The organism is Pseudomonas sp. TE3911, assembly GCF_054062775.1.
The window spans coordinates 3,663,874-3,676,881 of sequence record NZ_JBSSFP010000001.1 but is presented as its reverse complement, the minus strand read 5'-3'; the positions used below and the strand labels follow the sequence as shown (position 1 = coordinate 3,676,881).

13 protein-coding genes are annotated in these 13,008 nt (G+C 56.6%); 6 read left to right on the top strand and 7 right to left on the bottom strand.

The genetic code is table 11. The features are described 5' to 3' along the window. Nucleotides 1-4 precede the first annotated feature (4 nt). Genes ACVWXD_RS16635 through ACVWXD_RS16625 form a run of 3 tightly spaced genes read right to left on the bottom strand, consistent with a single transcriptional unit; the run spans nt 5 to nt 3,414 of the window. Nucleotides 5-1,750 carry a Gldg family protein gene (locus ACVWXD_RS16635; RefSeq protein WP_260366594.1) on the bottom strand — a complete coding sequence of 582 codons (1,746 nt, stop codon included), beginning with the start codon at nt 1,748-1,750 and terminating at the stop codon, nt 5-7. Nucleotides 1,751-1,765: 15 nt separating this feature from the next. Next, entirely contained in the window at nt 1,766-2,491 is a 726-nt protein-coding gene (locus tag ACVWXD_RS16630) for an ABC-2 transporter permease (RefSeq protein ID WP_260366593.1), read from the bottom strand. After that, entirely contained in the window at nt 2,488-3,414 is a 927-nt protein-coding gene (locus ACVWXD_RS16625; RefSeq protein ID WP_457371189.1) for an ATP-binding cassette domain-containing protein, read from the bottom strand. Before ACVWXD_RS16625 ends, ACVWXD_RS16630 begins: the two co-directional genes overlap by 4 nt. A gap of 209 nt (nt 3,415-3,623) precedes the next feature. Between ACVWXD_RS16625 and ACVWXD_RS16620 the strand changes: the two genes are divergently transcribed. Continuing rightward, on the top strand, nt 3,624-4,607 hold the full coding sequence (locus ACVWXD_RS16620; RefSeq protein WP_457371188.1) for a hypothetical protein: 984 nt from the start codon (nt 3,624-3,626) through the stop codon (nt 4,605-4,607). Between the two features lie 113 nt (nt 4,608-4,720). Next, a complete protein-coding gene (greB, locus tag ACVWXD_RS16615; RefSeq protein ID WP_032889294.1) occupies nt 4,721-5,194 on the top strand; it encodes a transcription elongation factor GreB in 474 nt (157 codons plus the stop codon). 45 nt (nt 5,195-5,239) lie between these two features. Here greB and ACVWXD_RS16610 read toward each other — a convergent pair whose 3' ends face one another. Continuing rightward, nucleotides 5,240-7,750 (bottom strand): ABC transporter permease, encoded by a 2,511-nt coding sequence (locus tag ACVWXD_RS16610; RefSeq protein WP_181643562.1) that lies wholly within the window; start codon nt 7,748-7,750, stop codon nt 5,240-5,242. Beyond that, entirely contained in the window at nt 7,750-8,433 is a 684-nt protein-coding gene (locus ACVWXD_RS16605; protein WP_032888990.1) for an ABC transporter ATP-binding protein, read from the bottom strand. Before ACVWXD_RS16605 ends, ACVWXD_RS16610 begins: the two co-directional genes overlap by 1 nt. A 10-nt stretch (nt 8,434-8,443) precedes the next feature. On the opposite strand from ACVWXD_RS16605, the gene ACVWXD_RS16600 reads away from it, so the two are divergent. From ACVWXD_RS16600 to ACVWXD_RS16590, 3 genes are all read left to right on the top strand, one after another. Continuing rightward, complete coding sequence (locus ACVWXD_RS16600) at nt 8,444-9,049, top strand: arylesterase (RefSeq protein ID WP_032888992.1); 606 nt, start codon at nt 8,444-8,446, stop codon at nt 9,047-9,049. A 58-nt stretch (nt 9,050-9,107) separates the two neighbouring features. Beyond that, nucleotides 9,108-9,401, top strand: a complete 294-nt coding sequence (locus ACVWXD_RS16595; protein WP_010211879.1) for a hypothetical protein — start codon at nt 9,108-9,110, stop codon at nt 9,399-9,401. Nucleotides 9,402-9,487: 86 nt separating this feature from the next. Next, on the top strand, nt 9,488-10,456 hold the full coding sequence (locus tag ACVWXD_RS16590; RefSeq protein WP_032888994.1) for a L,D-transpeptidase family protein: 969 nt from the start codon (nt 9,488-9,490) through the stop codon (nt 10,454-10,456). A 135-nt stretch (nt 10,457-10,591) separates the two neighbouring features. Here the strand turns inward: ACVWXD_RS16590 and oprI are convergent, their stop codons facing one another. Further along, the gene (oprI, locus tag ACVWXD_RS16585; RefSeq protein ID WP_003172710.1) at nt 10,592-10,843 is read right to left on the bottom strand and encodes an outer membrane lipoprotei OprI; all 252 of its coding nucleotides are present in this window, start codon (nt 10,841-10,843) and stop codon (nt 10,592-10,594) included. 612 nt (nt 10,844-11,455) lie between these two features. On the opposite strand from oprI, the gene ACVWXD_RS16580 reads away from it, so the two are divergent. Next, on the top strand, nt 11,456-11,737 hold the full coding sequence (locus ACVWXD_RS16580) for a GNAT family N-acetyltransferase (RefSeq protein WP_003189869.1): 282 nt from the start codon (nt 11,456-11,458) through the stop codon (nt 11,735-11,737). A gap of 64 nt (nt 11,738-11,801) precedes the next feature. Here the strand turns inward: ACVWXD_RS16580 and ACVWXD_RS16575 are convergent, their stop codons facing one another. Continuing rightward, nucleotides 11,802-12,878: a 3-deoxy-7-phosphoheptulonate synthase gene (locus ACVWXD_RS16575; protein ID WP_032888996.1), complete on the bottom strand. Its 1,077-nt coding sequence runs from the start codon at nt 12,876-12,878 to the stop codon at nt 11,802-11,804. Nucleotides 12,879-13,008 lie beyond the last annotated feature (130 nt).

Sequence of the window (13,008 nt, the reverse complement as noted above, 5' to 3'; positions counted from 1 at the left end):
GGGCTCAGGAGAGTCCGACACTCGCCTGTAATCGGCGCTGTTTATTCCTTACAAAAACCACCCAAGCGACTAGACAGAGCACGCCCGGGATTGCCAAGGTCACGAACAGCTTTATCGCGAGCTCCAGGCGATGCACCTCAGCGTGCGTCTGAGCCCTCAAAGCGTGTAATTCCATGGGTAAGCGCAGGCGCTCCTTGTTGAGCGCCACCAATTGGGGGGTGGTGTCCACTGCTTGGGAGCCGAGGGGGGCTGCCGGTGGGTTAAGCATTTGCCATTCCTGTTCCGTTCGTAACAGACGCCGTTCCAATTCAGTCGCCTTCTGCTCGTAGGCTTGTTCGGCGTTGTCGCGTATCCGCTCCATTATGTTCTTCGATCTGTCCATCGGTGCGCGCGGGCGGATATTGGCCAGTGAATCGCTTGCGGACAGGTTATCCAGCGTATTTAAGATAAAGACTGCGTTGCTGTCAGGCGCTGAGCTATTGATGTGATCCGTGAGCAAATCAGTGTCGGCCACCACCACCACATGGATCTGTGCCGCTTTTTGCAAACCTGCGGGCTGCTCCTTAATGCCATCGGGGAATGCTGAGTAGGCTGGCCCCTCTATACGAGCAGCAATCACATGGTGTTGCGCCCGAGTGGATGCGTTATCGGCCGTTGAGTCGATCTCATGTGCTGAGGTAAATCGGTTGGTTTCCAGCAACCTGGATTGCCCGGAACTTTGCAGAAGCGGGGTGAGGGTGGTGCCGCTTTTTTTGCGATGAAAAAGCGCACCACTGCTCGATACCGTCACAGTATTCAGTTTCCAAGTGCTGATGTCGTGCGTGTTCATTGCCTGCCGAGGCAGCTTCAATCTGCCCGGATACTGCACTGGGAGCTTACCCAGCTCAGGTGCCGCCGATTCCGCGTAGCGGTGGTCGATTAGAAACTTGTCTGCTGGCATCTCTACGCCCCAAGCGGAAAGCACCTCTGTCAGACGGGTATTGGCGGACGTGATGTTCGAACTTTGCTCAGGCATGGGGTCGATAAACATCATCAATTTACCGCCCCTCAACACAAATTGTTCAATCCCATACAACGATTGTTCGGGTAGCGCTTCAGGACGCACGACCATAAGCGTTTTGACGTGTTCCGGTATGCGCTCGGTGGTCGCCTCCAGATTGACCAGGTTGAAATGACGCTGCATTTCCGTCACCAACTGGCCTGCATAGTCTCCCATCGCTAAACCAGACAATAGTCCGATAACGGGGCGGTCTGGGTACTGCAACTTATAGATCAGGTGGCTGATTTCATATTCGAGCAATGGCTCCCGGTCCAGGCTGAATGATTCAATACGTTGCGCTCCGTGGCCGGCTCGGGTGCCGATTAGCCCCAGAAATCCCGCCTGGTCGTCGAGACCGAAAAGCCTGGCTTTGTAGGCGTCTTCTGAAAAAGATCCGGGATCAATAAGGTGCAGATTGATCATACCCTTCGCTGCTTTTTCGTATTCCCGCAACCGGTCTTCTATGTGCTTGCCGTGGCGCTTTAGGGCGAAGCTTCGTTTCGGGTCGTTATTGGTATTGAAGTAATACAAGTCCATTGGCGACTCAAGCGACGAAAGTAATTGTCTAGCGGGTGGGGAGAGGGTGTGGACCTTATGTCGCGAAAGATCCCATCGAATATCAGGAATTTTCGCTATCCAAACTAAGTTGAACGCTAGAAATAATAACAATATGACAGTGAGTGTAATGCCTTTGCGCAGAGTAGGTTGCATGGAGGGCTTTCCTTCTCAGCGGTGTCGGTAATTGAGGGTTACTGTCGTGGCTGTGAGGAAGGCGACTATTATACTAATGAAGTAAAGGATGTCGCGAAGCGTAAACTTTCCGTTGTCAATAGCGCTGAACCTTGAAAAAGGGCTTAGGGAGGTCAGGCTGTCTATTGCCCAGATGGGCGCCTGATGCTCTAGTGCATCAAGCAAATAAGAAAGAGCGCTGGAGGTGAGCAGCAAGCCTACTGTCAGTATGAAAAGGACAGTGCGCTGAGGCAGCAGTGTGAAAATAAACAATCCAACAGATAAATAACTGCCTGCCAGCAGCCAGCTAGACATAAATTGCGAGGCAATAATATTGTTGTCTGCATTACCCATGTAGTTGGCAATGATGACGAGGGGGAACGCCAACATCAGGGCCATGCCCACCACGGCCCAGGCTGCTAGAAATTTTCCAACAACCCATTCATGCGTCGTGACGGGCACTGTTTTCATCAGGTCGAGAAAGCCTGCATTGGATTCGTCCGACCAAAGTTGCGTAGCGAGTGAAGGAATCAATAGTAGATATAGCCAAGGGTGCAACTGGAAAAAAACCTGCAAGGTATTAATGTCGTGTTCAGGCCACGGACTCATGTGCAACCCGAGTGCCACGTAAAGCACTGAAAAAATGGCAACGCTCAGATAAGTGCCGGGTGTGCAGGCGTAGTGGAGAAGTTGACGCTTGAAAATGACTGGCAGCAGTTTCAAAGACGGGCCTCACGGCTCAGATGATGAACCACATCGCTCAGTCGACCGGGCTCTAGGTTCAGTGAGTTGATTTTCCATCGGCGATGGGCAATGAGTGCATTGATGTGGGGGTAGATGGTGTGTCCTGGCATGGCCAGGACGGTCACCGTACCGGGTGCATGCCGATGCTCTTCGATCCCTGCCACACCTGGCAGTACGGCCAGAGCCAACAAGTCCAACGGAGCGTCTGCGGCGAGGGTGACCGCCTGAAAATGACGGGAGTTGCGTTGCAAATCGGGCATTGGGGTGTCGGCCACCAGGCGATTGCCTGCGATAACCAGCGCGCGAGTACAGAACTCGGACAATTCATCGCAGTGGCGGGAGGCGACGATCACTGTCATGTCTTGTGTCAACGACTGGATAAGCGCCCTGAATTTGTGTTTTTGATCAGGTGTGAGCCCTTCAGTTGGCTCATCGAGTAACAGCAGCGTAGGGGTGTGCAAGATGGCTTGGGCGATGGCGACTTTGCGCTTAAGGCCGATCGACAGCGCATCAAGGGGCGCGTTGAGCACCGATGACAATTCCAATCGTGCAGCAGCATGTTCAACCTTTGCGCGCTTTTCGGTGCCGCGAAGTCCGCGGATGGCTGCGATGTAGTCAAGGAACTCTTTAACCAGCATCGTCGGGTGACTGACACACTTGTTAATTTGGTAGCCGACTATCTTTTTTACTTTATGCGATTGGGTGGTTGTATCGATACCTTGGATGTTGATATGTCCGCTGAAGGGGAGTGTCGAGCCTGAGATTAAATCGAGAAGTGCTGTTTTAACTGTAGGATTTTCTCCGAATAGTCCCAGGCATTCATGTTTGCAGGCGCTAAATGAAAAATCGTTGATTATTGTTTTCTTGTTTAGATGTTTTGTCAGGTTGGTTATTTTGATCATTTAGTATGGTGCGCGCAGGGCGAAGATGTTGAAAAAGAATACGAGCAATAGTGGTTTTTGGGAACTCCGATAAGCATTAATAGGAAAAGTCCTACGTGCACGCTAGGCAGGTCGCTGGAACAATTGTTTTGTGTTTGTAATCTCTAACTGCCTAGTGTTTGTCTGGGAGTTGTAGAGATTTTCCGAATGTCTAATGAGACCTGATTATCATGATGCTTCTACGTACTCTTGTTCTTGAACGCGATGGCCAAGATACGCCGGTCAACGGGGCGTTGCTCTGTGGATTTGCTGTTGGTCAGATTTCCTCAAACTTTCTTGTTTATAGCTTGGATGAAGAGGTGGAGCCGGCGAGTTCAAGGGTCTATATCGCAACCCTGCGCAAAAAACTCGATCGGTATTTTCTAGATGGGGTAGAGTCCAAGGAAGACTTACAGGTGGCAATGCAAGTTTTTAAGCAGATTCTTACATCGGCGTCGGGTATTAAGACCGGCAGTGTTACCGACACTCAAGTTTCTTATCATTTTCTCGATTTGAAAGGGTGCAAACTGCCCCCTGCGAGGCCTGAAGAGCATCATTCGGTGACCATCAAGAAGGCCCTGGTGATGAAGGTGATCACCCTGGGAATGTCTGCTCCGGTGATGCCACCCATCGAAAGTGCTTCATTGATTGTGCCTTCCATTCGCTTCTCGTCGAAAATGAGTGCGCCTCCCAGGGACGCGGACCCAACCGAGCCTGCCCAGTTGCCCGTAAATGAACAGACGCCAGAAGAGCCAAGGCAGATGCCAATCAATGAGCCGGTGACCGTGTTGCGGACTGCACCAGCCGTAATGAATGAGCCAGACGCTCCGGTGCAGCCAAAGCAACTGGCGCCAGCAGACCGCTGCAACCTGTTCGAAGTGGACAGTACGCTGACCAACCTTGCTCGTGTCGCTCAGGAACTCACCCAACAAAAACTCGCTGCAATGGAACGCGAAACAGCCCTTGATCAATGGCAGGCCCGATTGCAGCAAGAGCAGAGTCAATTGGATGAAAGGACCCGCGAATTGGAACAGCGCACCACTCAGTTGCATGACCAATCGTTGGCCGTCAGTCAGCGGACCGAAGCCCTGAAAGTGATGACTTCGCAAGTGTCGGGTTTACGCCAGAGTTTGCGCGGTGTGCTGCTTGAGCTGGATCAGACCCTGGATGGTTAGACTGCCCTGGCTACTTTCCCGGGTTCATTTATCATCAACCCCAGCGAACCGACGTCAGGGAGTTATTGCCTGGCCTATCGGCATCTATGGACATTGCCTGGGGATGCATGCGTTTGAGTACCAAGCTGATTACCAAAGAAGGTCATGAGGCGCTGAAGAAAGAGCTGGATTATCTGTGGCGCGAAAAACGTCCAGATACCACGCGCAAGGTGACGTGGGCCGCCTCACTGGGGGATCGCAGTGAGAATGCCGACTACCAGTACAACAAGAAGCTGCTGCGAGAAATCGACCGACGGGTGCGTTACCTGCGCAAGCGTCTGGAAGACATGCGCGTGGTGGAGTACATGCCCGAGCAGGAAGGTAGGGTTTTTTTTGGTGCTTGGGTCAATATTGAAAACGAGCAGGGAGAGACCAAGCGTTTTCGCATAGTCGGCTATGACGAGATTTATGACCGGATGGATTACATTTCTATCGACTCACCGATGGCTCGTGCCTTGTTGCGCAAGGAGGTCGACGATGAGGCCATCGTGCAGACTCCCGGTGGCGAAGTGTGCTGGTGGATCACCGGGATCGAATATGTGAAATAGGCAATGATGGCCCGCAGTCTTTGAAGAGTGCGGGCCATCGGCGTTTCAGCCTTCGCGCAATATCGTCAGTGGGCTGGCATTCAACGCGCGGCGTGTGCCGAATACTCCTGCGGCACCGATCAGTACGGCGCCGATGATCGGCAGCAGCAACAGCCATGGGTGCGGGTGCCAGACCAGGTCAAAGGCATAACGGTACAGCACCCAGGTCACCAGTTCGGTACCCAATGCCGCCAACAAACCGCTGACGGCGCCCAGCAAGCCAAACTCGATACGCCGTGCCTTGACCAGCAGCTTGCGTTCCGCGCCCAGCGCTCGTAGCAGTGCGCCTTGGCGGATGCGCTCGTCCAGCGTGGCCTGTAAACCGGAGAACAACACGGCCATCCCGGCAGCCAGTACAAACAACAGCACGTATTCCACCGCCAGGGTCACTTGGGCGAGGATGCTGCGCAATTGCTCCAGCAGGGCCTCAACCTGGAGGATCGTAACCGCCGGAAATGCTCGCGACAGATCGACGATTTGTTGGTCATGCCCTGGCGCCAGGTAGAAGCTGGTCAGGTAGGTGGCCGGCAGGTCCTTCAACGTGCCGGGCTGAAAAATCATGAAGAAGTTCGGCTGGAAGTTATCCCAGTTGATGGTTCGCAGGCTGGTGACCCGCGCTTCACGATTTTCCCCGGCAATGGTGAACACCAGGTGATCGTTCAACTTGAGCTTGAGGCTTTCAGCAACTTTGGCTTCTACCGAGACGCCAGGAATATCCTCGGTGGGTCGTTGCGACCACCATGAGCCTGCAGTCAGCGTATTGCCCGGTGGCAGGTCGGCGGCCCAGGTCAGGCTCAGGTCGCGTTGTACTGCGCGGTCGCCGCTGGAGTCCTTGCTGACTATGTCCTGTACCGGGTCGCCATTAATGCTAATCAACCGGCCCGGCACCACGGGGTACAGCGGCGCTGATTGCGCCTGCACTTCCAGCAGACGGGCGCTAAAGGCGTCCTTGTCGGCCGGCAGGATGTTCAGCGCAAAGTAGTTAGGCGCGTCCTTGGGCAACTGGTTTTGCCAAGTGTCCAGCAATTCGCCGCGCAGCAGGGCGATCAAACCCATGGACAATAAGATCAAGCCAAACGCCAGTGACTGGCCCGCCGCCGCCAATGGGTGGCGCAGCAGTTGGCCCAAGCCCAGGCGCCAGGGCAGGGAGGCGCGAGCCAGCAGGCGCCGCAGGCTTTGCAACAGCAGCAAAAGCAAGCCGCCGAGGACCAGCGCAGCCACCACGCCACCGCCCAGCAGGGCGAAGGTCAGCACCAGATCCAGGCTCAGGCGCCACATGATCAGGCCCAGTGCGAACAGCGCAGCGCCGTAAACCATCCAGGTGCTGGACGGAATTGGCAGCAGGTCGCGGCGCAACACCCGCAACGGCGGTACCCGACCGAGTGCTGCCAACGGCGGCAGGGCGAAACCGGCGAGAGCCACCAGCCCGGTGCCGATCCCGGCAACGGCCGGCAACAGTCCCCCGGGGGGAACATCCGCGGGCAGCAGGTCGTGCAGGAAATAGAACAAGCCGAACTGTGCCAGCCAACCGAGCAGGGCGCCGGCCAGGCTTGCGAGCAAACCCAGTACGGTCAGTTGCAGGCTGAACAGCAACATGGCTTCGCGTCGTGACAGTCCCAGGCAGCGCAGCAATGCACTGGCGTCGAAGCGTCGGGTGGCAAAGCGGTTGGCCGACAAAGCCACGGCCACGCCGGCCAGCAGCACGGCTACCAGGCTGGCCATGTTCAGGTAGCGCTCGGCTTTGCCCAAGGCGCCGCCAATCTGTTGATTGCCGTCGCGTGAGTCCTGCAGTCGCTGGTTGGCGGCGAGCCCCGGCTTGAGCAGGTCGCGATAGGTTTGCAGCACCGTGCTTTCCGGCGGCCCGCGCCATAATTCGCGGTAGCTGACGCGGCTGCCGGGTTGGACCACGCCGGTGGCGTCCAGGTCTGCCAGGTTGATCATCACCCTTGGCGTGAGGCTGTAGAAGTTGCCGGCGCGATCTGGTTCGTAGGTGAGTACGCGGGCCAGACGCAGGGTTTTCATGCCGACATCGACGCTGTCGCCGATTTTGAGGTCCAGTGCCGTCAGCAGCCGCGCCTCCACCCAGGCTTCGCCGGGTTTGGGGCCGCCGCCAGGGGTTTCATCGCCAAAGGGCGCAGCAGCGCTCTTCAGTTCGCCTCGCAGCGGATATTGCTCGTTGACCGCCTTGATACTGGAAAGCTGGATACCGTTATCTGTGGCGATAACACTGGAGAACTCCACGACTCGCGCGTGATCCAGACCCAGTTCGGTCCCGGAGCGGATTTGCTCGGACCGGGCTGGTGAGCTTCCTTCAAGTACCAGGTCGGCGCCTAGGAACTCGGTGGCGCGCAACATCATGGCGCCGTTGAGACGTGCACCGAAGTAACCGATAGCAGTGCTGGCGGCCACGGCCACCAGCAGGGCAAAGAACAACACGCGCAATTCGCCAGCGCGGGCATCGCGCAGCAATTGACGCATGGCAAGGCTGAACAGGCGCAACAGCGGCAAACGTGCCATCAAGGCTCCAGGGGCGCGACCATCAGGCCGGCTTCAAGGCGGATCAGGCGTCGGCAACGGTGGGCCAGGCGCTCGTCGTGGGTGACCAGCACCAGGGTCGTGCCGCTCTCTTTATTGAGCTCGAACAGCAGGTCGCTGATGCGCTCGCCGGTGTGGCTGTCGAGGTTGCCGGTGGGTTCATCGGCAAACAGCACGTCCGGTTCGGCGGCAAAGGCGCGGGCAATGGCTACACGCTGCTGCTCGCCACCGGAAAGTTGGCGTGGCGAGTGTGTGAGGCGCTGGCCGAGGCCCACGCGTTCCAGCAGGTGTTTGGCGCGCTCACGGGCGTCTTTGCGGCCATCCAGCTCCAGCGGCAGCATGACGTTCTCCAGCGCGTTGAGGCTGTCGAGCAGTTGGAACGACTGGAACACAAAGCCTACGTGTTCGGCGCGGATTCGTGCGCGCTGGTCTTCGTCGAGGCGGCTGAGGGCTTGTCCGGCGAGGGTGACTTCGCCGCTGCTGGGCAGGTCGAGTCCGGCCAGCAGGCCGAGGAGGGTGGATTTACCGGAGCCGGAGCTGCCGACGATAGCCAGGCTATCGCCCTTGTTCAGTTCGAGGCTCAGTTCGTGCAGGATAGTCAGTTCACCTTCCGCGCTGGGAACCACTTTGCTAAGGTTCCGCGCGGTGAGAATGCTTGCGCCCATGGAGAATCCGATGCGAATGTGGTTTTTGAGTGCTGGCCTGGCCTTGATGTGCATGGCCCAGAACGCAGCGGCGGGTACAGTCCTGATCGTTGGCGATAGTATCAGTGCCGGTTTCGGCCTGGATACACGCAAAGGGTGGGTTGCCTTGTTGGAGCAACGGCTCAAGAAGGAAGGTTTCGACGATAAAGTGGTCAACGCCTCCATCAGTGGTGATACCAGTGCTGGAGGTCTCGCGCGGCTGCCGGCGGCCCTTGCAGAGCATAAGCCTGAGGTAGTGATTATCGAACTGGGTGGCAATGACGGCCTGCGCGGTATGCCCCCTACGCAATTGCAACAAAATCTTGCGTCGATGATTCAGAAGTCCCAGGACAGCGGCGCGAAGGTGCTGTTGCTGGGCATGCAGATTCCACCTAACTATGGGAAGCGTTATGTCGACGCCTTCGCCAAAGTATTTGCCGATGTCGCCCAGCAGAAAAAGGTGCCGTTGGTACCGTTTTTCCTTGAAGGAATCGGCGGCAATTCGCAATTGATGCAGGCTGACGGGCTGCACCCGGCTGTCGCTGCTCAGGGCAAGTTGCTGGAAAATGTCTGGCCTACGCTAAAACCGCTGCTATGACGCTTTTCTACTGGCAGGCTTTCGGCTAAGGTGGCGCCCCCCCGATCTGGAGCCCCCGATGTCGCGTCCTGCCTGGTCACTGTTTAACTACCAACTGATCGAGCCGGACGAGCAGTTGGATCTCTTCGCCTGCCAGGAAGTGCGGGTGCATTTAGTGGCGCGTCAATTGGAACTGGGCGGCTCCATCGATCGCACGCTGTGCGGCACGTTACTGCCAGCGCAGCCACGTTGGTCGCGGGTTGATCGCTCGATTTTCCAGGACCAGCGCCTTTGCCCCTTGTGCCGGGCCATCTTGGAGTCCCAAAAGCGCGGCACACCGCCGATCTGGCCTGAGCTGCGTTTCGAACTCTAGCGGCCGCGACACGCTTGCAGCTAGAAGCTCACATCACGTATACAATCGATTTTTACCTACACGTCGTTCTGCGAAGGATTTTCCGGATGTTGTCGCGCCTTTCCGTCGTCACCTGCTGCCTGTCTCTCGCTGCACTCTGTGCGGCGGGTTCTGCATCTGCTTTGCAGTTGCCCTTGCCACCTCCGGGTGAAGACATCGTCGGCCAGGTCCAGGTGATCAAGGCCAAGTACGAAGACACCTTTGCCGACCTGGGCACCACTTACGACCTGGGCTATTCGGAAATGGTCGCGGCCAACCCAGGTGTTGATGCCTGGTTGCCGGGAGCGGGCACCGAGATCGTGCTGCCGACGCGTTTTATCCTGCCGCCGGGGCCTCGTGAGGGCATCGTGATCAACCTGGCGGAATACCGGCTCTATTATTTCCCCAAGGGCCAGAACGTGGTCTACACCTTCCCGTTGGGGATTGGTCGTGAGGGCTGGGGCTCGCCCATTGCCCACACCAGTATTATCGCCAAGACGCCGAACCCGACATGGACGCCGCCGGCTTCGATCAAGGCCGAACACGCCGCCAACGGTGATCCTTTGCCTAACGTGGTGCCTGCCGGACCAGATAATCCGCTGGGCCCGTTCAAGTTCACCCTGGGCACACCGGGTTACCTGATCCACGGCTCCAACATGAAGTTCGGTATTGGCACACGTACCAGTCATGGCTGTTTCCGCATGTTCAACAATAATGTGCTGGAGATGGCGGGCATGGTGCCGGTAGGTACGTCGGTGCGCATCATCAACGATGCCTACAAGTTCGGCAGCAGCGGCGGCAAGGTCTATCTGGAAGCGCATACGCCTTTGAATGATGATGGAACGCCATCGGTGGTCGACAAGCACACGGCGGTGATCAACGCTTTGCTCAAGCGTGAAGACTTGGCCAATAACCTGCGGGTCAATTGGGATCAGGTGCGTGATGTGGTGGCCGCGGAAGATGGTTTGCCGACTGAAATCGGCGTGCCAGGTGGGGCGCCTATAGCGTCCAGCTCGCTGATCGATCTTCAGCAGTAACTCTGCTCGATCAAAAGCCCGCCCACAGCCTTGCGCTGCGGCGGGCTTTTTATTGCCTGCGTTCAGGTGCGAATCGCAGACAATAAAAAAGCCGATCCATAAATGGATCGGCTTGATAACAATCCCGAGGGATTATTACTTGCGGCTAGCTTTTTCAAGCATACGCAGAGCGCGCTCGTTAGCTTCGTCAGCAGTCTGTTGTGCTTTTTGAGCAGCAGCCAGAGCTTCATCAGCTTTACGGTAGGCTTCGTCTGCACGGGCCTGGGAGCGAGCTGCTGCGTCTTCAGTTGCAGTCAGACGAGCTTCGGTTTCTTTGGAGACGCTGCTGCAACCGGTAGCCAGAACTGCGGCCAGAGCCAGAGCAGAGAATTTCAGAACGTTGTTCATCGTGTTCCCCTTCAAGGACTTTCTATTAAATGGCTACTTTCTCAGAGTGAGCTAATAGCCGGCGTACATACTACCCATTACTTGTAGTAAGTAAACTGACGTAGCGCAAGAAGCAAAAAAAATTCTCGCACCTAATCTATTTTGGCTAATCTTTTGGAGGTTTGTATAAAAACCGTCCAATTTTTTTCATACGGGTGAAGATTGGATCCAGGCTGAAAGGGCCGGCCTGCATGCGTTAAGCTTTGTATATAGATGAAAATTTATATATTCGGGCCGACACTTACGTTGCGTTTGGCGTTGCTTGGCCGGGCATCTTTTACTCATGTAGAGGTGACTTTAAGAGCGCCTGTTCGTCTCAAGGTTCAACTGCCGGCAATGTTCAGGCTTTCGACCAGTGTTTGGTCGAGGCCCCTTCTATATCCACCAGCAGCAGGGGATGACGAGTGCGCCTTGAGCAATTTCAGGATTGGTGCCTACTATTCCCTACGTGCTGGTTGTTAGCGCTCAAGGTTTTCTCGTTGTCGAAACCGGCACGGGGTGGCGTAGATGTTCCTTCGCCGGAAAAACATCGGTAAGGTAGGGGTCAGAATTCAAGACCCGCGAGGAGTAGTGATGAGCGAGGCGTTGTCCATCCACCATGACCAGGCTGGTCATCAGTTCGAGACCAATGTGGACGGTCATCGTGCCTATCTGACCTATATGGACCTCGGGAAGCAGACCCTGGATATCTATCGGACCTTCGTGCCCAACGCACTGCGGGGCCGCGGCATTGCGGCGGCGTTGACCGAAGAGGCCTTAAAGTTTGCCGAAGAGGCTGGCTACACGGTGATCCCTTCCTGCTCCTATGTCGAACGCTACATGGAGCGCCACCAGCGTCATGCCGCGAAGCTCTGAGTGATCAGCAGACAATAAAAAAACGCCGGGCTTAGCCCGGCGTTTTTGTGTGTGCAGTTGCGGTTCAGGTGCGTTTGCGTGTTGGCAATACGTCCTTGAGCTTGGCGTGCATGCTGCGCAGGGTGTTTTCGGTGGCGGCCCAGTCGATGCAGGCATCGGTGATCGACACGCCGTACTGCAAGTCGGCCAGGTCTTTTGGAATCGCCTGGCATCCCCAGTTCAAATGGCTCTCGACCATCAGGCCGATGATCGACTGATTGCCTTCGAGGATCTGGTTGGCAACGTTTTCCATCACCAACGGCTGTAGGGCCGGATCCTTGTTGGAGTTGGCGTGGCTGCAATCGACCATAATGTTTGGCTTGATCTTGGCCTTGTTCAACGCTTGCTCGCACAACGCAACGCTGACTGAATCATAGTTGGGCTTGCCGTTGCCGCCGCGCAGTACCACGTGACCGTAGGCATTGCCCTTGGTGGTGACGATGGAGACGCCGCCTTCCTGATTGATACCCAGGAAACGGTGGGGGCTGGAAACTGATTGCAGCGCGTTGATCGCCACAGTCAGGCCGCCGTCGGTGCCGTTCTTGAAGCCCACGGCCGATGACAGACCGGACGCCATTTCACGGTGGGTCTGGGATTCGGTGGTACGCGCGCCGATGGCCGACCAGCTGATCAGGTCCTGCAGGTATTGCGGGGAGATCGGGTCAAGCGCTTCGGTGGCAGTGGGCAGGCCCATTTCGGCCAGGTCCAGCAGCAACTGACGACCAATGTGCAAACCGTCCTGGATCTTGAACGAGTCGTCCAGGTACGGGTCGTTGATCAAGCCTTTCCAGCCGACGGTGGTACGCGGCTTTTCGAAATAGACGCGCATCACCAAGTACAAGGTGTCGGACACTTCTGCCGCCAGTACCTTGAGGCGCTCAGCATATTCGTGTGCGGCCTTGAGGTCATGGATCGAGCATGGGCCGATTACCACAAAGAGGCGGTGGTCGGTGCCGTCGAGAATCTCACGGATGACTTCGCGACCCTTGGTGACGGTCTGCAGGGCAGCGTCGCTCAGGGGGATTTCGCGCTTGAGCTGATCGGGCGTGATCAGCGTCTCGTTGGATTCGACGTTTAGGTCATTGATCGGTAAATCAGCCATCGTGTTACTCGTCAGGGTCACGGGTGCCGGCCGCCAGCTATCCCCGTGCGGCGGAGCACAGCATGATTTGGATGCAGGGGGGAGGAACCTTAGCGCGTAACACGGGCCCGCGACAATGGGCAAAGCCCCC